Source organism: Nitrincola alkalilacustris (assembly GCF_008973755.1).
Lineage (GTDB): Bacteria > Pseudomonadota > Gammaproteobacteria > Pseudomonadales > Balneatricaceae > Nitrincola > Nitrincola alkalilacustris.
Map to the genome: position 1 here is coordinate 124,400 of NZ_WBOM01000009.1, position 17,589 is coordinate 141,988.

A 17,589-nucleotide genomic window follows, 5' to 3' on the forward strand; every position below is an offset into this window, starting at 1 on the left:
AAGAGCGGGCGAGTAAGAAGAACTCTTTGAGTTTAGCGCAAACCCAGCACATCCTGCATGTCATACAGACCAACCGGCTTGCTATTGAGCCAGGCTGCCGCTCTGACGGCCCCCTTGGCAAAGGTCATTCGACTGGAGGCCTTATGTGTAATCTCGATACGCTCACCTTCTGTGGCAAAGAGCACCGTATGATCACCGACAATATCACCAGCACGGATGGTTTCGAAACCTATCTCCTTCTCAGGACGCGCACCGGTATAACCCTGACGGCCATAAACCGCACAGTTTTTCAGATCGCGATCCAGTGCATCAGCAATAACTTCACCCATACGCAACGCAGTGCCGGAAGGAGCATCCACCTTATGACGATGGTGCGCTTCGATAATTTCGATATCGTAACCGGCATCATCACCCAAAACAGTCGCGGCGATCTCCAGCAGTTTAAAGCAGAGATTGACACCGACACTCATATTTGGTGCAAATACTATCGCCGTCTTATCGGACGCCTTACGCAGACGCTCTTTCTGCAGATCATCCAACCCTGTGGTGCCGATCACTATCTGCTTGCCATGTGCAGCACAGAAAGCCACGTTACCCATCGATACCTCAGGTGACGTGAAGTCAATCAGCACATCAAACTGATCCAACACCTGATCAAGGCTCGGACTCAGTAGAACACCCAGCTTGCCGATACCGGCCAGCTCACCGGCATCAGCACCTGCCAGACTGCTTCCCGGCTCGACAATCGCAGCTGACAGGCGCACGCCTTCGGCCTGGTGGATTGCCTCTATGATGGTTCGCCCCATACGACCGGCCGCACCGGTGACTGCTACTCTGATCATGCGTTTACCATGCCCGAATCTGCTGACCTGATAATCAGGTCATATCCTCAAAGAATTTTTTGACGGAATCAAAAAAACCATGCCGCTTGGGACTGTGCTTACCCTTGCCCTCTTCGGTCGCATCCTGGAACTCACGCAACAGCTCCTTCTGGCGACTGTTAAGGTTGACCGGGGTTTCGACGATGGCCCGCACCATCAGGTCGCCGGTTGAGCCACCACGGACAGGGGCGATGCCCTTGCCACGCAGGCGGAACAGCTTGCCGCTCTGAGTTTCTGCAGGGATCTTCAGCTTGACACGGCCATCCAGTGTCGGCACATCCAGCTCACCACCGAGTGCGGCATCTACAAAGCTGATCGGCACTTCACAGAAAAGGTGCTTACCGTCACGCTGGAAGATCGGATGTTCACGCACACTGACCTGAACATAGAGATCACCTGCAGGACCACCATTACCACCTGCTTCACCCTCACCCGCCAGACGAATACGGTCGCCCGTATCCACACCCGCCGGGATCTTGACCTGCAATGTTTTGACCTTCTCAACACGGCCATGGCCATGACAGGCTGTACAGGGGTCCGGGATCACCTTGCCGCGACCATGACAGGTTGGGCAGGTTTGCTGCACAGAGAAGAAACCCTGCTGCATCCTGACCTGACCGACACCACCACAGGTGCTGCAGGTACGTGGGCTGGTTCCCGGCTTAGCACCGGAGCCGTCACAGACATCACAGGCCACAAGTGTCGGCACACGCAGGCTTTTTTCACAGCCACGTACCGCTTCCTCAAGGCTGAGATCAAGGTTATAACGCAGGTCGGCACCGCGCTGCACACTGCTGCGCCGCTGACCGCCACCCCCACCGAAGATATCGCCGAAGACATCGCCAAAGATATCGGAGAAGTTGCCCTCGAAGCCACCACCATGGAAACCGCCACCACCCTGCCCCTGCACGCCGGCATGACCAAACTGATCATAGGCGGCCTTCTTCTGGGCGTCTGACAGCACCTCATAGGCTTCGCTGAACTCTTTGAACTTCTCTTCCGCCTCAGGATTATCCGGATTGCGATCCGGATGATACTTCATGGCCAGACGGCGATAAGCCTTTTTGATATCACGATCGGATGAGTCACGCGACACACCCAACAGTTCATAGTAGTCTTTCTTTGACATAATCCGAATCTGATCCGGTTGTAGACTTCAATTGAAGCCGGACACGACAACGCGGGCATAAGCCCGCGTCGCCACACATACCCTATCGAACAGGCGCGGACAGCTTACTTTTTATCGTCCTTGACCTCTTCGAACTCGGCATCAACAACATCGTCTGCTGTCTGCTTTTCTGCTGCATCATCAGCTGCAGAATCCGCCTGCGCCGCGTCCGCGTACATCTTTTCAGCCACTGACGAGATAGCCGCCGTCAAGGCTTCAGTCTTGCTCTCGATAGCAGCCTTGTCATCACCCGTCAGCACCTCTTCCAGCTCGGCAATTGCGGCTTCAATGCTGGTTTTCTCACTGTCGCTGACCTTATCCGCGGCATCTTTCAGCGTCTTTCTGGCTGTATGAACCATGGCATCGCCCTGGTTACGTGCAGTCGTCAGCTCTTCAAAACGGCGGTCATCGTCAGCATGCGCTTCGGCATCACGCACCATTTTTTCGATCTCTTCATCACTCAGACCGGTTGAGGCCTTGATGACGATTGACTGCTGCTTGCCGGTTGCCTTGTCCTTGGCGGACACGTTCAGAATACCGTTGGCATCGATATCAAACGTCACCTCGATCTGCGGTACACCGCGTGGTGCCGGTGGAATATCAGCCAGATCAAAACGACCCAGCGACTTGTTCTGCGATGCCTGCTTGCGCTCGCCCTGTACCACATGGATGGTCACGGCTGCCTGATTATCATCGGCTGTCGAGAACACCTGTGACTTCTTGGTAGGAATCGTGGTGTTCTTATCGATCAGTGGTGTAGCAACGCCACCCATGGTTTCGATACCCAGCGTCAGCGGAGTCACGTCGAGCAGCAGCACGTCTTTCACATCACCGGACAGAACGGCCGCCTGAATACCTGCGCCTATGGCAACCGCTTCATCAGGATTGACATCCTTGCGTGGTTCCTTGCCGAAAAAGTCTGTGACTTTCTTCTGCACCAGCGGCATACGTGTCTGACCACCGACAAGAATCACTTCATCGATCTGAGAGGCAGACAGACCAGCGTCTTTCAATGCAATGCGGCAAGGCTCCATGGAGCGATCAACCAGCTCTTCAACCAGTGACTCCAGCTTGGCACGCGTAACACGAACATTAAGATGTTTCGGACCTGAGGCATCAGCTGTGATGTAAGGCAGGTTGACATCTGTCTGCTGTGAGCTGGACAGCTCAACCTTGGCTTTCTCAGCCGCTTCTTTCAGACGCTGCAGCGCCAGTGGATCGTTATGCAGATCGATTCCACTCTCTTTCTTGAACTGATCAGCCAGATAGTTGATCAGCGCCAGGTCGAAATCTTCACCACCAAGGAAAGTATCACCGTTGGTTGCCAGTACTTCAAACTGATGCTCACCATCAACATCAGCGATTTCGATGATGGACACGTCAAATGTACCACCACCCAGGTCATAAACCGCAATGGTCTTGTCGCCCTTGCTCTTGTCCAGACCATAAGCCAGTGCAGCAGCCGTTGGCTCGTTGATGATACGCTTCACCTCAAGACCCGCAATACGACCGGCATCCTTGGTTGCCTGACGCTGTGAATCGTTGAAGTAGGCAGGTACCGTGATAACCGCTTCGGTAACAGGCTCGCCAAGGTAATCTTCCGCCGTTTTCTTCATTTTCTTCAGAATTTCGGCAGAGACCTGCTGCGGCGCCATCTTTTTGTCTTTAACCTGAACCCAGGCATCGCCATTATCAGCTTTGACAATTTTGTAAGGTACCATCTTGATATCTTTCTGCACTACGTCGTCACCGAAACGGCGACCAATCAGACGCTTGATGGCAAAAATCGTGTTATCCGGATTGGTCACCGCCTGACGCTTGGCAGACTGACCGACCAGGATTTCACCATCATTGGTATAGGCAATGATGGAAGGGGTTGTACGATCGCCTTCTGAGTTTTCGATAACTCTGGTTTTATCGCCATCGAGGATTGCCACACAAGAGTTGGTGGTCCCCAGATCGATACCAATAATTCTACCCATTTTCTACTCCAGCATTTTGCGTCCACGAGTGGGACATGAATTCTGTAAAAATCGTTAACAGTTATATGGGGCCGCCTGAATCAATTTCAAGCGCTGCTAATCACCCTTTCGCAACCATGACCATCGCCGGACGAACCAGTCGACCATGCAGCGTAAAACCCTTCTGCATCACGGCCACAACTGTGTTCGGCTTGGCATCAGGCGCATCCACCATCGACATCGCCTGATGCAACTCAGGGTCAAATGCCTGCCCCTGTGGATCGACCATCTCCACATTGAACTTGGCCAGTGCGGCAGTGAAGATACTCAGCGTCAGCTCATTACCTTCGCGGATAGCCTGAATACTCGGGTCATCGCCCTTGCAGGCATCCACAGCCCGCTCAAGACTATCGATAACCGGCAACAACTCAGCCACAAACTTATCCAGCGCATACTTATGAGCCCGCTCGACATCCTGCTCAGCACGGCGACGGGTATTCTGAATCTCTGCCTGCGCACGCAGTTGCAAATCAGCCAACTGCCCCTTCAGGACTTGAATCTCCTCCATCGCCTGCAACTGGTCCAGCCCCTTGTCGGATGCCTGATCAGACGCCCCGGTATCAATCACATCATCAGCTGAAGCCATATCGTCGGCAGTTGCCTGTGCAGAACCCTGCTCATCAGCCTGAGGCGCCTGCTGTTTATCCGCACGCTCCTGAACATCAGCCTGATGCTGGTCTTGCTGCTCATTTGCCATCAGCTCTTCTCCCATTGTTCAATTCTTGTTACACGTCTCGTTGCCACCGTATATGGGGATACACTCAGACTATTCAAGGTTAAAAAATGTTTTTTTGTACCGGATGCAGCAACAGGGCTTGCAGGCAATATCAAAATACCTTATACATTAAATACTGTATAAATAACCATGTAGTGATGCCATGCTGACGCACCTGATCATCCGCAACTTTGCCATCGTAGACGAACTGGATATCGACCTCTCATCCGGCATGACCGTTATCAGCGGCGAGACCGGCGCCGGAAAATCGATCATGCTGGATGCACTCGCTCTGACACTGGGCGATCGTGCCGACAGCGACACTGTCAGAAGCGGCGCGGAGCGCGCGGAAATCACTGCGATTTTCGACCTGCAGCAGATTCCCGACGCACGTGAGTGGCTCCAGGCGCAGGACCTCGATCAGGATGAGGAGGAGTGCCAGCTGCGCCGTATCGTTACTCGCGAGGGACGCAGCCGCAGCTATATCAATGGCCAGCCTGTACCTCTGGCACATCTGCGTGAGCTGGGACAGTTTCTGGTCGACATTCATGGCCAGCATGAGCATCAGCGCCTGTTGAAAAAAGAGTATCACCGCACACTACTCGACCAGTATGCACGCCAGACAGAGCTGTCGGATCAGGTACGCAAGGCCTATCACACCTGGCAGCGCCAGCAGAATGAACTGACCACTAAGCGTGAACAGAATGCCGAGCAGGATGCTCGTCTGCAGTTGCTGAACTATCAGATTGAGGAACTTGATCAACTGGCCATTCAGGATGGTGAACTGGCGCAACTGGAAGAGGAGCAGCGCATGCTGGACAATGCCGGCAGCCTGCTCAGCACCGGCCACCAACTGCTAGAGATCGCCAGTGAGGGCGAAAATGAAAACTGCATAAGCCTGCTCAGCCACTGCCAGCAACTGCTGGTAAGCCTGAACAGCCGCGCACCCGCACTGCTGCAGGCTGGCGAGATGCTCAACAACGCCCAGATACAGCTTGAAGAAGCCAGCCGTGAAATTCGCCACTATCTTGACCAGGTGGAGGTCAACCCGCAGCGCCAGCAGGAGGTCGAAGAGCGCCTGACACTGATTTACGATGTCGCGCGCAAACATCGCGTCCAACCTGAACAGCTACTCGAACTGCATCGCTCCCTGCAGGCAGAGCTGGATGAGATCCAGCGCTCCGATGAAATTCTGGAAGAGCTGGAGCTCGCCGTTACCGCCGCGCACGAGGAGTATGCCGCCAAGGCCGCCCAACTCAGTCTGCAGCGCAGCAAGGCAGCGGCCACCCTCAACAAGGCAGTGGACCAGCAACTGCATAGTCTGGGCATGATGGCTGCCAGTTTTACGGTATCCCTGCAACCGCTTGATGCGGGCAAAGGCAGCGCCAATGGCATGGAGGAGGTCGAATTTCTGATCAGCACCAACAAAGGATTGCAGGCCCGCCCACTGGCCAAAGTTGCCTCAGGTGGTGAGCTGTCACGTATCAGCCTGGCAATTCAGGTGATCACTGCACAGACCAGCGCCACACCGACGCTGATCTTTGATGAAGTGGACGTTGGTATCGGCGGCGCCATTGCTGAGGTGGTCGGAAGAATGCTCAGAGATCTGGGCCAGCGCACACAGGTACTCTGCGTGACTCACCAGCCTCAGGTGGCCGCTCAGGGCGACCAGCATCTGTTTGTCAGCAAGGAGGCCAAAGGACAATTGACTCAGACACGCATTGATCTGCTGAACGAAGAAAAGCGCATACAGGAAGTGGCACGCATGCTCGGCGGCATAGAACTGACCGAAGCAACCCTTCTGCACGCTCAGGAGATGCTGAGCCCGAGCTGATACTCAGCAGAGGCTCACGCCTTATTTTTTGTCGAAATGCCCATACAGATAGAGTGTTCTGTCTGTAATAGTGAAGCCATGCTCATCAGCGATAGACTCGAGCAGCCCGTTCAATTCTGGATTGTTGAACTCGACAACCTTGCCGGTCTTTACACAGACCATATGGTCGTGATCATCTTCACGGGCAAGCTCAAATACCGAATGGCCGCCTTCAAAGTGGTGACGACAAACCAGACCTGCCGCCTCAAACTGAGTCAGAACACGGTACACAGTTGCCAGACCGACATCTTCACCCGTTTCCATCAGCAGCTTGTAAATATCTTCGGCACTGAAGTGCTCACCTTCGCCCGCTCGCTCCAGCAGTTGATAGATCTTTACTCTGGGCAAGGTAACTTTCAGCCCTGCTTTGCGAAGTTCTTGATTTTCAAGTGTCATAATCTGTCTCTATTCACTATGCGCTAAGGGATATGCAGTGGTAGACTTTATTATCATTATTTATACGGCAAAGTGGAAGTTATTTACCGATGCGAAATATTTTGATTGCCATCACCGTGAGCTTTCTTGTTTCGGCCTGCTCTTTTCCCGGTGTATACAAGATCGACATTCCACAGGGAAACATAGTTACGCAGGAGATGGTGGACCAGCTCCGCCCCGGCATGACACACAGCCAGGTTCGCTATGTACTGGGCACCCCACTGATCACCGACACCTTCAATGATGATCGCTGGGACTATGTCTACAGCATGAAGCCCGGCGGCGGTGCTACCACCCGCGAACGTGTCACCATCTACTTCACCAATGGTGAGCTGTCACGCATCAGCGGTGACTACAGACCATCCGCCACCAACAGTCAGTAAATGCCTGATTGGCCGAGTGCGCACAAACCACTGTGCGCACTCAGCCCTCACCCTTTTCCGCCTTTGCCTTTTCGGCAGCCTTACGTGCTCTGATCTCTTTGGGATCCGCCAGCAGCGGTCGATAAATCTCTACACGATCACCAGCGTGCAACTGCGCTGACTTTGGATCTTTCACAGCCTTGCCAAACACCCCCATGAGGGCGTTGTCGGGATCAATTTCAGGAAAATATTCCACAATACGTGACTGAATCACCGCCTCATAAACGGTACAGTTCTCACTCACCTGTACAGAGACGATTTTCTGTTCATCTGGCAGCGCATAGGCCACTTCAACTGTCATCATCTTAATTCAAGCCTTTCAGCCATACACCTTATCGGCACGTTCAACAAATACTTCCACCATACTGGTCGCAACCGAATTGAACAGTTTGTTCATTGCCATACTCGTCAGGCTGCCTTTGAATTCAAATTTGAGAGTAAACTCAACCTTGCACGCCTCTTCACTCAGCGGCGTCAGCACCCAGGTGCCACTGAAGGAGGAAAATGGACCTTCCACCAGCGCTATCTCCATACGCTTTGGCCTTTGCAACTGATTGCGGGTCGTAAAACTGTACTTCAAACCCGCTTTCGCCAGATACAGCGTCGCTTCAATCTCGGACTCTGTCTCCCGAACCACTTCAGTGCGCACACAGCCAGGCAGAAATTCCGGGTACTGCCTGACATCATTGATCAGATCAAACATCTGCTCTGCAGTATGCAATACCAGGGCACTGCGATTCACTTCCGTCATGTAATCATCAACCAGACTATTTACGAATAGAGCGCATTATACAGATTCATGACAAAGATGAGTCCTACTGCTGCAGGCGCAACAAACCGCAGCAACCACAGCCACAGAGCCGCCATCGCTGGATTGGATAACGCAAGCTCCGCCGTCAACAACTCCTTATCCAGAACCCATCCGGCCAGCACCGCAACAGCAATACCACCCAGCGGCAAGAAAAGAATCGTAGTAGTGATATCGATCAGGTCAAAAATACTGACACCCAATATCTTCAGATCAGACAACTGCCCCAGCGAATAAAGTGCGGCAACTCCCAGCCCCCAGGCCAGCGCACCCAACAGTAACACAGCCCTGGCACGTGACCATTTGAAACGTTCCGTCACCCAGGCTGTGGCAGGCTCCAGCAGTGAAATAGCAGAGGTCAGCGCTGCGACTGCTGCCAGCAGGAAGAACAGGAAGCCAAACACCTGCCCCCCCGGCAACTGTAAAAACGCAACCGGCAGCGTAACAAACAGCAACCCGGGACCTGCTCGCAGCTCCATCTGTGCTGCCATCACCACTGTCACTACCACCAGGCCGATCAGCAGTGCAACCAGCGTATCGAACACTCCTATAGCTATCACTGTTGGAGCAATGGAATCGCTTTTACCCATATAAGCTGAATAAGCCATAATCACACCCACACCAAGTGCCAGTGTGAAAAAGGAATGCCCCAGCGCAATCAGTACAGCATCCCAGCCAATATCCTGCAGATGAAAATTGAACAGGTATTCGGTAGCCGATACAAACTCACCCGTTGTGAGCGCAAAACCCAGCAGCATGAACAACATCAGGAAAAGCACCGGCATCAGAAAGCGCATGGCACGATCCAGCCCACGCTCCACTCTCTGCGCCAGCACCCAGATCACCAGCAGGACAAACAGGCTATGCCAGAGCAACAGCATCTGAGAATCAGCCAGCAATTTATTGAAAAAGCGCGAGGTCTGATCCACCCCAAGGCCATTGAGCTGTCCGAAAATCATGGCTACCAGATAGTGCAACACCCATCCCGCAACTACTGAGTAATAGGAAAAGATCAGGAATCCACAGAAAATAGCCAGAGCACCCACAAGTCGCCAGTGTCGGCTGGCACCGGCTGACACTGCCGCATCCTCTATGGCATTCACGGGATTCTGCCGCGCATGTCGACCAATCACCACCTCCGCCATCATGATCGGCACGGCCACCAGCAGCATGCAGGAAAGATAGAGCAGAATAAATGCACCACCCCCGTGCTGGCCGGTCATGACCGGAAACAGCCAGATATTACCGAGCCCGACAGAAGACCCCATCGCGGCCAGTATGAAAATCCAGCGATTGGACCAGGAACCCTGAATGGAGAGCATTTGCCGCATAGTTATTCCATCTGAAAGCCCTGACAAAGACCTGAGGTGTGCTCAATCGCCGGACAGGTTCCTGGAAACACAAGACTGACACAAACAGTCTTTACATAAACCCTAGTTAATAGCCTATTCATGGCTCTATTATCAAGCACTTTGCCCGACAAATGAAATCCAGCTTTCAATGCTGTCTGCGCATGGATATAATCCGCGCCATGTCAAAGAAGAAACCCAAATCCACCAGTCCCATCATCTGCCAGAATAAAAAGGCATACCATGAGTACAGTATCGAGCAGAAGTTCGAGGCTGGCCTGGTGCTGACCGGATGGGAAGTCAAAAGTCTGCGTGATGGCCGTGCTCAGCTGGTCGACTCCTATGTCGTGCTTAAAAACGATGAGGCCTGGCTGGTTGGCGCACATTTTTCACCACTGCTGTCAGCCAGCACTCATGTTGTGGCCGAACCGAAACGTGATCGCAAACTGCTGCTGAATCGCCGCGAGATCGATCGTCTTATCGGTGCCACTCAGGCAAAGGGCTATACCTGTGTAGCGCTGTCGCTCTACTGGAAACAGGGACGCGTCAAATGCGAGATCGCACTGGTAAAAGGCAAGAAACAGCATGACAAGCGTGCCGCCGAGAAAGAGCGCGACTGGGGTCGTGAGAAGCAGCGAGTGCTGGCAGCACACTGATCAGACGTCAGCCACAGTTTCCTGCTTTCTCAGAAGGGCCAGACAAACCACTCAGGATGCGCCTGCCACAACAGGCGTACCGACATGGCCAGCGACACCACCACCAGCAGTGGCCGGATAATTTTCACCCCCTTACTGACCACCAGCCTTGAACCCAGCCTGGCCCCCAGTATCTGCCCACACGCCATTGTCAGCCCGATTACCCACAACACCTGACCGCCGATTGCAAAAAACAGTAGCGAAGCCAGATTGGACGTAAGGTTCAGCAGCTTGGTATGTGCCGTTGCCCTGGCAATCCCATAACCCGCCAGTGCTACGAAAGCCACGGCAAAGAAAGATCCGGTCCCCGGTCCGAAAAAACCGTCATAGAAGCCGACACTGGTACCGATCAGGAACGCAAAGGTGTTTTCTGTCATTCGGCGATGGCTGTCCTCATCACTCACTCGCGGCGAAAACAGAAAGTAGCAGGCGAAAGCTGCCAGCAGAAATGGCAGGATTCGACTGAGCTGACTGGCATCGATCTGCTGTACCACCAGCGTACCGAATGCACTGCCAACAAAGGTACAGAGTATCGCCAGACGCATCTCTTTCAGGTTGATCAACCCGCGTCGATAAAAATAAAGCGTGGCAGAAAACGCGCCGAAGCTACTCTGCAGCTTATTGGTCGCCAGCGCCATGGTCGGCGGCATTCCGGTTGCCAACAGTGCCGGAATGGAGATCAGACCACCGCCCCCGGCAATGGAGTCCACAAAACCGGCCACCAGGCCGACCAGTGCAAGGAGTAGCAGAGTTGAGAGTTCCAGTTCCATGATCAGCCGCAGCGGCTCCATCCAGAAAAATTCGAGGGCAACAGTATAGCAGCTCTGGTGCGTGCGCCTGCGAGCACTCTGCACAATTTTTCACTGCGCCATTTTTAATGAACAGGTTCTCAATGCTCACTCTCTCACCCTGTCCAGAATGAGGCACTCATCAACCACCGCCACATCATATCTGCACCCTTTTGGACGCTTTGTTTCATGCGCTCTCCATAAGCGCTGCAGCAACCCAATGAAAGGTATGGCTTATCGCATAATGGCACGTTTTCTGCTGATGAGTATTCTGCGGAACTTACAGCATATTTCAGAGAGATTCTCCCATGAAAAAGATCATCAAACCGATCGTCCTTGCACTCGCTTCCACGACTCTCGCCCTGCCAGCCATGGCGGAGCTGTCGGGCCATGTCGGCTCCACTCTCACCCACCCGACAGAGTCGAGCTCCGACACACAGCTCACCTTTGAAGTCGGGGCGTTATATGAGTTTGAAAGTGGCATATATGGCAGCGCGCTGTTCACCACTAACGATGTGCTGGATTCCGACAGCAAGTTCAGGCAAAGCCTGGTAGAGCTGACAGCTGGTTTCACGGAAGAGATCAATGATCTAACCTACTATGATCTGGGCCTGATCTATGAAAGACAACTCAGCAGTCGAGATAAGGCCGAACTGGTGGAGGTTTATTTTGGAGCAGGTTACGCGATAACACCCGCCGTCGAAGTCAATCTGTATGGATACAAGAATCTTCGCTCCAGTGTTGATGAAAGCAGGCTGGAACTGGGCGTGAACTATGCCGGTGAAGTGGTGGACCTGTTCTCGCTGTTCACGAAAGGATTCGAGGATGATGAAAGCGAGTTGCTGGAGCTGGGTCTCGGCAAGGAGTTCATACCGAACAACTACCTATCGGCACTTTACGCTGCCGATCTGGACAGCTCAAAAAATAATTATATCGAAATCGCCTACACCTACAGCTTCTGAGTCCCCCTCAACCCACCAGGCGGCTGTAACTTCCCCTTCCAGCTGCCTGACTTCTCCGCTATACTATGGACACTTCATTGGGGGTGACATGGCTTCGACGCTGGTTACAAACCCTTTGGTGCATGCCGAGAACGTGATGATTCTCGTTAATCCCTCGTCACACAGTTATAGTTGCTAACGACGATAACTACGCTCTAGCAGCCTAAGGGCCGCTAGCGCCGCACTCTAAGGTGTCTGTAACTTTGAGGTTCGCGGTGTCATTTGAGACAGAATCGCCCGGATGCTTCGCCTTAAGCTGAACGGTTAAAAATAAAAAGGCTCGCCCTAAACACCCTGACTCTCGGGTCGTGCTGGGTTAATTGAATAGAGAAGTCTAAGCATGTAGATCTAGAGGCAGAGGGCTGGCGGACGCGGGTTCGAAACCCGCCACCTCCACAGAAGTTACGCAAAACTGATTAAGTCGTTACAAAACAACAATTTAATCAACGCAAAACATCTTGTCGAAAATATTTGTGTACCAACTTTGTGTATTGATACCATGTATCAAAAGCACAGAGGTGAATACATGAAAGGTCTGAAGGTTTCAAAAACAGGAAGCTGGAGCTTTAGAAAGCGGGTGCCTCCTGAGTTAGTCAGTGTTATCGGCAAGCGGGAGTTTCAGAAATCCTTTGGCAAGATAAATAAGGCTGAAGCACTCCTGAAGGCCAGCAGATACCTAGCCGATTGTGAAGAGCAGATCGCCAGAGCCAGAGGTGTTCTCATTCCGTCAGACTTCGGGCCACTGGATTCAGAAACACGTCAGGAGTTCTTTGAGCACTTAGCAGCATCTGTATTGCTTGAGTTCAGAAACTCGCCTCAGAAGCTGTTTTATGGCTCGGAGAAGGGTGCTCTTGAATTGCTAGAACAGAACAAACTGAATAGTTTTGACCAAACAAGCAACCACCTATTCGGCTCCACTCCATACAAATCAGCAGATGATTACAAAGCGGCACTGGGATATTGTCAGCCAGTAAAATATCTCGATTCATACGAATCCACATTAGACCGCCTTCAACCTCGCTCAAGAGACGAACACACCTCTCTGATTCGAAAGTACTTCCTGAGTCACTTTGAAACCATCTCACCTGCTACGTTCGACAAACAGGCTGTATTGAACTGGCAAAAGGGATTGAGTCATTTAAGCAACTCATCGCAAAGGAAAGTTGTCTCTCATTGTGCCAACTTCGTTGATTACTTGATTGATAATGAACTGACCACCGTCACCAACCACATTAGATCATTGAAGCTGCCTAAAAAATCATCAAAGGCTAAATCAGACAGAACAACAAAGCGCCAACCATTTGAAGTTGGTGAATTAGTCAGACTTCATTCAGCGATTAAAGACAAAAAACCAGCTGACAGAGAACTTGAGAAACTGTTTTTGATTGGTGTTTATACAGGAATGAGAATAGAAGAGATATGTAGAATTAAATTCAGCGATGTTAAACGCCACAAACAACGGTACTACCTGACCGTTTATGAAGATGCTAAAACCGCTGCTGGCGCTGGTCGAGAGATACCTATCCATCGAAACATAGAAAGGTTGTTTACTGTCAGAGAGAAAACAGATGATTTTGTTATTCATGTTAGATGTAGGAACCAGTATGAAGAGCGCTCTTCAGCAATAGGTAAACGATTCGGAAGGCTCAAGAAAGATCTTGGTTTTGGTATAGACAAAGTGTTCCATTCGATCAGAAAAACATTCATAACTGAACTTGAAAGAGCTGGAGTAACGGAAGCTGTAACAGCTTCTATTGTTGGGCATGAATATCGAACCATGACATATGGTTTGTATTCTGGTGGTGTAACAATCAATACTAAGTTTGAATATATGGATATGTTAGATTTTGGTGGTATTTGTATCAGAGGTGTTTAATCAGTTGGGGAGCATCCTGATTGAATGCTCTGTAATTCCTGAAATATCAGTGACTTACTGGTTTGAAAGCCCTCTTAACTGTAGCGGGTGATACGTTGAAGTGTATCGCTGTCTGAGCAATGCTGGCGCTATTAGCTTTCCGCCATTCTACAATAGCGGCTGAATCGACTTTAGCAGGACGGCCAAGTGCTTTGCCTTCTGCTTTTGCTTTCTTGATTCCCGCCATCTGTCTTTCTTTGATGTTCTCTCTTTCCAACTGGGCTAGAGCAGCCATCATGGTTAGCATGGCTTGTCCTATGGACGTGGAAAGGTCGAATCCCTCTCTCAGGCTCACCAGAGATACACCCTTTTCTTTCAGCAATTCAACGGTGTTCAAAACATCTATAGTGTTGCGCCCCATGCGGTCAATGGCGTAGATAACAACCGTGTCACCTTCACGAACGTAACTAATTAATTCAGAGAAACCTTTACGCTTGGATGCTGCGACAGCACCTGAAGTGGCTTCGTCTACAAACACTTTAGATATGTTGAACTTCTCAGCAATGGCATGTTGCTGCATACCGGTGGATTGGTCTTTGGTTGATACTCTTACGTAAGCAATGGTGGCCATGATCTTGTCCTCTGTGTTAGCTCAAAAGGTGGTATTTGAATTATGAACTAAGCTCATAGAATAATCAACACCTTTGAGCCAAGCAAAAAAGGCTGTTTAGAAGGGTAATTAAGTTGGCTCGCCAAGCAGACTTAATGAACTAACCTCAGAGACAAAAAAAACCGCTACCTCATTAGAGGCAACGGCATGGATGAAATGTATTAGAGATAGCTAATAAGCGTGTATATATTATATATAAATAATAAACGACGTGTTAGGGTGTCACAGGTGTCACAAAACGCTGAAACCCTTACGACACTAAGGCTAGAGCTGTGACACCCTACCCTCTGAGGCCGTCACAAGGGTGTCACAGGGTGTCACAAAACAGGTTCAAAAAGGGTAGTGAACCACGTTGCCAGATGGTTTATCGCCGTATACAGCTAACACCTGAGCAGTGCTGGCGCTGTCTTTCATCCAGATTCTGAATTGTTTGCCTGTTGTCGGGTCACGGATTACCTGTTTTCGATAATCCTTTTCAACCAAGATCAGTGATACTTCATTATCGTTGAACTGGTATCCAATGTTGCTCAGATGTTCTTTGAGTTCGTTGTATTTAAAGAACAAGTGAGTTTGCAGAAACTCTGTGACCTCATCATGCAACGGTGAGCAGTTGTTATTGATTAGCTCCAGAAGGTGCTCAGATTGCTCTACATGCTTCGGATTGAACCCCTCTAATGGGTATGTAGCCAGATAGTTATAAATCGCGTCCAGTGGCCTTGTAGGGGCTTCTGGATCGTTTAACCAGTTAGCCACTGACTCAATGAAACGTTGCGTTTCTTGTCTGCTTGTTTTGTGTTCAATAAAGCGAGGAACGAACCACCTACGTTCCGAAGGTTTCAACCTCATTTTTAGAGGTGGATTGCAATTCAACCAAACACGAGTGTAATTACTGATTGTCCTTTGTTGCTTCCCTTTCTCTTCAATCAAAGCATAAGGCTCTGACAACCACGATAGCAATTGATCCTGAGCGTTGTATCTGGGGTCAACATCTTCCAAACAGATGAAGAGGTTATCTTTAACAACAGTCGAGTGTTTCCCTGTCAATTGGCTAATTCGAGTTATGTTTGCCGATTGGTTCATTAGCAGCGGCTTGATTACTTCTGAATACAGGAACGATTTGCCAGTGCCTGTATCTGATAAAACCAGTACATGCCATGATGGTCTGTCGTTCGGGTGCTGAATCATATGAGCCAGCCATTGCGTTATAAGGTGCCGTTCTTTGTCTACTGGGAAAAGCCTTTCCATCAACTCAATAAACAAATAGCAATCACCACCACTATTGGAAGGTTTGTATTGTTTGTACGTGTTGTATAGCAGGTTATTGCAAGGTAACTTGATTGCTGATTGATACTCAGCGTTTGGTTGCCATCCGACACCAGCGAATCCACGTACTTGATTAAAGGCGTGTTCTGTATATGCCTTGGCAAGGTGATCTAATTTTCTGTTCTGTGTAAACCCGTACCAGAGCAATGAAGCACCATGATAACTAACCTGTTGGAGGTTAGATTTTCGAATTAAAACAGTATCTTTCTCGTTGACCGTTCGGAAGTAATGAGTGTTCAGGTATTCAACATATTGGTCTAATAATGCGCTATCAATTTCAAACTCATTCTGATTCTGTGCTTTCATTCGCCCTCGTGTTTTGTTGTTCTTTCATATAGCTTACATGCGCCTTCAGCACCTCATAAGCATATCGAGCAGCACTGAATTTGTGAGATTTACCCAGCTCAATCAGCGCTGACTCCGTTACTTTGTCAAGATTAATCTTCATTCAACACCTCCTGTTTATCCAGTTTATTGATCACTTTCTGTGATTCGGTGATCTGGTTTTTTATCATCTGTAGTTGCTTGATCTGTGTATTTGCCTTCCTCTTCAGAGCAGCATAGGCTTTATAATCCTCCTGAACCTGTTTCACATATTCCTTTCGAGCATTATCTCGAATCAGTTTAATATCATCCTGCTGTTCAGAAAGCGGCTTCACCAGCACGACTCTGTATTGTCCTTGGTTGTTAGCATCCACGTTCTGTGCGTAGTTGAAGTGGAGTGTATAACCCTTGGACAAGAGTGCATCTAATTTCTTAAGGAATATGCCGAAGGTTAGCTCACGTAAAATATAAAACCGATTGATACCGGCTGAGGAGGGGTTCGAGTTATTCAGATAGTGCTTTTCATATCTGTCTTGCCATTCGATTTCGGTCAATCCGTTGTGGATTGCTTTTGCTTTGGCTGCTTCCAGTTCATCTGCTGTTATTAGTTTCTCATCAATTAAATCAAAATTCATTTTACCTCAATTAGTTGGTTAGTTAGTTTTTTTGTGATAACAAACTTCATACCACTGTTAATATCATATAGAAAAAAACAATTTATGTCAAATCGACTTCCCAAGTTTTTCAAAAGTCAAGCGTTTTTTATACTAAATAAAAGTATCAATCTGATACTAAATATCCATGTATTTCAATCAGATAGTCATATTGTTTCATGTTTAAATAAATAATAAGAAAAACAAACAAACTTCGAGGGGGAAGAGAGCGATTTGCCAAGCAAATAAAGCAAAATCATGTAAGTGATTACCCTTATAGAATTAGCTGATTTCAGATAAAAACAAGGGGGTCATATATAAGACGTATCTGGGGTATGTTATCTGGGGGGTGTATACATAAGTAATGGATTTGTACCTAAAATCGGGCTACAGACCACGTGGCACTAAGTATATTAGCACTTACCGAAATAAGCACTTTTGGTTAATTTTTGTACAGATAATTTAGATGATATTTGAATCAGGTTGGTGCTGGCGCTGACGTTGGTGGTGAATAGGTTTAGCCAGTGGCTCAAATATCGCCTGTAGTAATGCTCAGTGGCTCTAAAAACGGCGTTTGACTGCTACCCTGTAGGTAGGTACCCCCTGAA

The 17,589-nt window shown here is 49.8% G+C and carries 18 protein-coding genes and 1 other RNA gene; 6 read left to right on the top strand and 13 right to left on the bottom strand.

Annotated features, from left to right (window positions below; translation table 11 throughout):
• Positions 1-32: 32 nt before the first annotated feature.
• From dapB to grpE, 4 genes are all read right to left on the bottom strand, one after another.
• Positions 33-842, bottom strand: coding sequence for a 4-hydroxy-tetrahydrodipicolinate reductase (dapB, locus tag F7R27_RS15840; RefSeq protein WP_206060535.1), 810 nt, complete (start codon positions 840-842; stop codon positions 33-35).
• Between the two features lie 34 nt (positions 843-876).
• Positions 877-2,010 carry a molecular chaperone DnaJ gene (gene dnaJ / locus F7R27_RS15845; RefSeq protein WP_151705237.1) on the bottom strand — a complete coding sequence of 378 codons (1,134 nt, stop codon included), beginning with the start codon at positions 2,008-2,010 and terminating at the stop codon, positions 877-879.
• 104 nt (positions 2,011-2,114) lie between these two features.
• Complete coding sequence (gene dnaK, locus F7R27_RS15850; protein WP_151705238.1) at positions 2,115-4,031, bottom strand: molecular chaperone DnaK; 1,917 nt, start codon at positions 4,029-4,031, stop codon at positions 2,115-2,117.
• A 100-nt stretch (positions 4,032-4,131) separates the two neighbouring features.
• Entirely contained in the window at positions 4,132-4,782 is a 651-nt protein-coding gene (gene grpE / locus F7R27_RS15855) for a nucleotide exchange factor GrpE (RefSeq protein ID WP_240776400.1), read from the bottom strand.
• 166 nt (positions 4,783-4,948) lie between these two features.
• Between grpE and recN the strand changes: the two genes are divergently transcribed.
• Positions 4,949-6,619: a DNA repair protein RecN gene (recN, locus tag F7R27_RS15860; RefSeq protein WP_151705239.1), complete on the top strand. Its 1,671-nt coding sequence runs from the start codon at positions 4,949-4,951 to the stop codon at positions 6,617-6,619.
• Positions 6,620-6,640: 21 nt separating this feature from the next.
• Here the strand turns inward: recN and fur are convergent, their stop codons facing one another.
• Positions 6,641-7,054 carry a ferric iron uptake transcriptional regulator gene (gene fur / locus F7R27_RS15865; RefSeq protein ID WP_151705240.1) on the bottom strand — a complete coding sequence of 138 codons (414 nt, stop codon included), beginning with the start codon at positions 7,052-7,054 and terminating at the stop codon, positions 6,641-6,643.
• A gap of 89 nt (positions 7,055-7,143) precedes the next feature.
• Here fur and F7R27_RS15870 point away from each other — a divergent pair, with 89 nt between their 5' ends.
• Complete coding sequence (locus F7R27_RS15870; protein WP_151705241.1) at positions 7,144-7,476, top strand: outer membrane protein assembly factor BamE; 333 nt, start codon at positions 7,144-7,146, stop codon at positions 7,474-7,476.
• Positions 7,477-7,516: 40 nt separating this feature from the next.
• Here F7R27_RS15870 and F7R27_RS15875 read toward each other — a convergent pair whose 3' ends face one another.
• The 3 genes from F7R27_RS15875 to F7R27_RS15885 are packed head-to-tail and all read right to left on the bottom strand — an operon-like array spanning position 7,517 to position 9,654.
• Positions 7,517-7,819: an RnfH family protein gene (locus F7R27_RS15875; protein ID WP_151705242.1), complete on the bottom strand. Its 303-nt coding sequence runs from the start codon at positions 7,817-7,819 to the stop codon at positions 7,517-7,519.
• Positions 7,820-7,834: 15 nt separating this feature from the next.
• Positions 7,835-8,266, bottom strand: coding sequence for a type II toxin-antitoxin system RatA family toxin (locus tag F7R27_RS15880; protein WP_151705243.1), 432 nt, complete (start codon positions 8,264-8,266; stop codon positions 7,835-7,837).
• Positions 8,267-8,286: 20 nt separating this feature from the next.
• Positions 8,287-9,654 (bottom strand): sodium-dependent transporter, encoded by a 1,368-nt coding sequence (locus tag F7R27_RS15885; RefSeq protein WP_151705244.1) that lies wholly within the window; start codon positions 9,652-9,654, stop codon positions 8,287-8,289.
• 200 nt (positions 9,655-9,854) lie between these two features.
• Here F7R27_RS15885 and smpB point away from each other — a divergent pair, with 200 nt between their 5' ends.
• Positions 9,855-10,328, top strand: a complete 474-nt coding sequence (gene smpB, locus F7R27_RS15890; protein ID WP_151705245.1) for an SsrA-binding protein SmpB — start codon at positions 9,855-9,857, stop codon at positions 10,326-10,328.
• Between the two features lie 29 nt (positions 10,329-10,357).
• Here the strand turns inward: smpB and F7R27_RS15895 are convergent, their stop codons facing one another.
• A complete protein-coding gene (locus F7R27_RS15895; protein WP_240776401.1) occupies positions 10,358-11,221 on the bottom strand; it encodes a TSUP family transporter in 864 nt (287 codons plus the stop codon).
• Between the two features lie 242 nt (positions 11,222-11,463).
• Between F7R27_RS15895 and F7R27_RS15900 the strand changes: the two genes are divergently transcribed.
• The 3 genes from F7R27_RS15900 (at position 11,464) to F7R27_RS15910 (ending at position 14,032) form a co-directional block, all read left to right on the top strand.
• Positions 11,464-12,117 carry a hypothetical protein gene (locus F7R27_RS15900; RefSeq protein WP_151705247.1) on the top strand — a complete coding sequence of 218 codons (654 nt, stop codon included), beginning with the start codon at positions 11,464-11,466 and terminating at the stop codon, positions 12,115-12,117.
• Positions 12,118-12,196: 79 nt separating this feature from the next.
• Positions 12,197-12,555: a transfer-messenger RNA gene (gene ssrA / locus F7R27_RS15905) on the top strand.
• 127 nt (positions 12,556-12,682) lie between these two features.
• Positions 12,683-14,032 carry a tyrosine-type recombinase/integrase gene (locus tag F7R27_RS15910; protein ID WP_168927533.1) on the top strand — a complete coding sequence of 450 codons (1,350 nt, stop codon included), beginning with the start codon at positions 12,683-12,685 and terminating at the stop codon, positions 14,030-14,032.
• A 46-nt stretch (positions 14,033-14,078) separates the two neighbouring features.
• Here F7R27_RS15910 and F7R27_RS15915 read toward each other — a convergent pair whose 3' ends face one another.
• From F7R27_RS15915 to F7R27_RS15925, 4 genes are all read right to left on the bottom strand, one after another.
• A complete protein-coding gene (locus F7R27_RS15915) occupies positions 14,079-14,642 on the bottom strand; it encodes a recombinase family protein (RefSeq protein ID WP_151705249.1) in 564 nt (187 codons plus the stop codon).
• A gap of 369 nt (positions 14,643-15,011) precedes the next feature.
• Positions 15,012-16,310 (bottom strand): primase-helicase family protein, encoded by a 1,299-nt coding sequence (locus tag F7R27_RS15920; RefSeq protein ID WP_151705250.1) that lies wholly within the window; start codon positions 16,308-16,310, stop codon positions 15,012-15,014.
• Entirely contained in the window at positions 16,288-16,452 is a 165-nt protein-coding gene (locus tag F7R27_RS18650; RefSeq protein ID WP_168927534.1) for a hypothetical protein, read from the bottom strand. The genes F7R27_RS15920 and F7R27_RS18650 overlap by 23 nt, the downstream gene beginning before the upstream one ends.
• Positions 16,442-16,963 (bottom strand): hypothetical protein, encoded by a 522-nt coding sequence (locus F7R27_RS15925; RefSeq protein WP_151705251.1) that lies wholly within the window; start codon positions 16,961-16,963, stop codon positions 16,442-16,444. Before F7R27_RS15925 ends, F7R27_RS18650 begins: the two co-directional genes overlap by 11 nt.
• Positions 16,964-17,589: the final 626 nt, after the last annotated feature.

Coding starts and splice junctions, on each gene's coding strand:
- F7R27_RS15875 (WP_151705242.1), bottom strand. CDS start 7,819: ATGATGACAGTTGAAGTGGCCTATGCGCTGCCAGATGAACAGAAAATC.
- dnaJ (WP_151705237.1), bottom strand. CDS start 2,010: ATGTCAAAGAAAGACTACTATGAACTGTTGGGTGTGTCGCGTGACTCA.
- F7R27_RS18650 (WP_168927534.1), bottom strand. CDS start 16,452: ATGAAGATTAATCTTGACAAAGTAACGGAGTCAGCGCTGATTGAGCTG.
- dnaK (WP_151705238.1), bottom strand. CDS start 4,031: ATGGGTAGAATTATTGGTATCGATCTGGGGACCACCAACTCTTGTGTG.
- F7R27_RS15920 (WP_151705250.1), bottom strand. CDS start 16,310: ATGAAAGCACAGAATCAGAATGAGTTTGAAATTGATAGCGCATTATTA.
- dapB (WP_206060535.1), bottom strand. CDS start 842: ATGATCAGAGTAGCAGTCACCGGTGCGGCCGGTCGTATGGGGCGAACC.
- F7R27_RS15885 (WP_151705244.1), bottom strand. CDS start 9,654: ATGCGGCAAATGCTCTCCATTCAGGGTTCCTGGTCCAATCGCTGGATT.
- F7R27_RS15900 (WP_151705247.1), top strand. CDS start 11,464: ATGAAAAAGATCATCAAACCGATCGTCCTTGCACTCGCTTCCACGACT.
- grpE (WP_240776400.1), bottom strand. CDS start 4,782: ATGGGAGAAGAGCTGATGGCAAATGAGCAGCAAGACCAGCATCAGGCT.
- recN (WP_151705239.1), top strand. CDS start 4,949: ATGCTGACGCACCTGATCATCCGCAACTTTGCCATCGTAGACGAACTG.
- F7R27_RS15915 (WP_151705249.1), bottom strand. CDS start 14,642: ATGGCCACCATTGCTTACGTAAGAGTATCAACCAAAGACCAATCCACC.
- smpB (WP_151705245.1), top strand. CDS start 9,855: ATGTCAAAGAAGAAACCCAAATCCACCAGTCCCATCATCTGCCAGAAT.
- F7R27_RS15925 (WP_151705251.1), bottom strand. CDS start 16,963: ATGAATTTTGATTTAATTGATGAGAAACTAATAACAGCAGATGAACTG.
- fur (WP_151705240.1), bottom strand. CDS start 7,054: ATGACACTTGAAAATCAAGAACTTCGCAAAGCAGGGCTGAAAGTTACC.
- F7R27_RS15880 (WP_151705243.1), bottom strand. CDS start 8,266: ATGACGGAAGTGAATCGCAGTGCCCTGGTATTGCATACTGCAGAGCAG.
- F7R27_RS15910 (WP_168927533.1), top strand. CDS start 12,683: ATGAAAGGTCTGAAGGTTTCAAAAACAGGAAGCTGGAGCTTTAGAAAG.
- F7R27_RS15870 (WP_151705241.1), top strand. CDS start 7,144: ATGCGAAATATTTTGATTGCCATCACCGTGAGCTTTCTTGTTTCGGCC.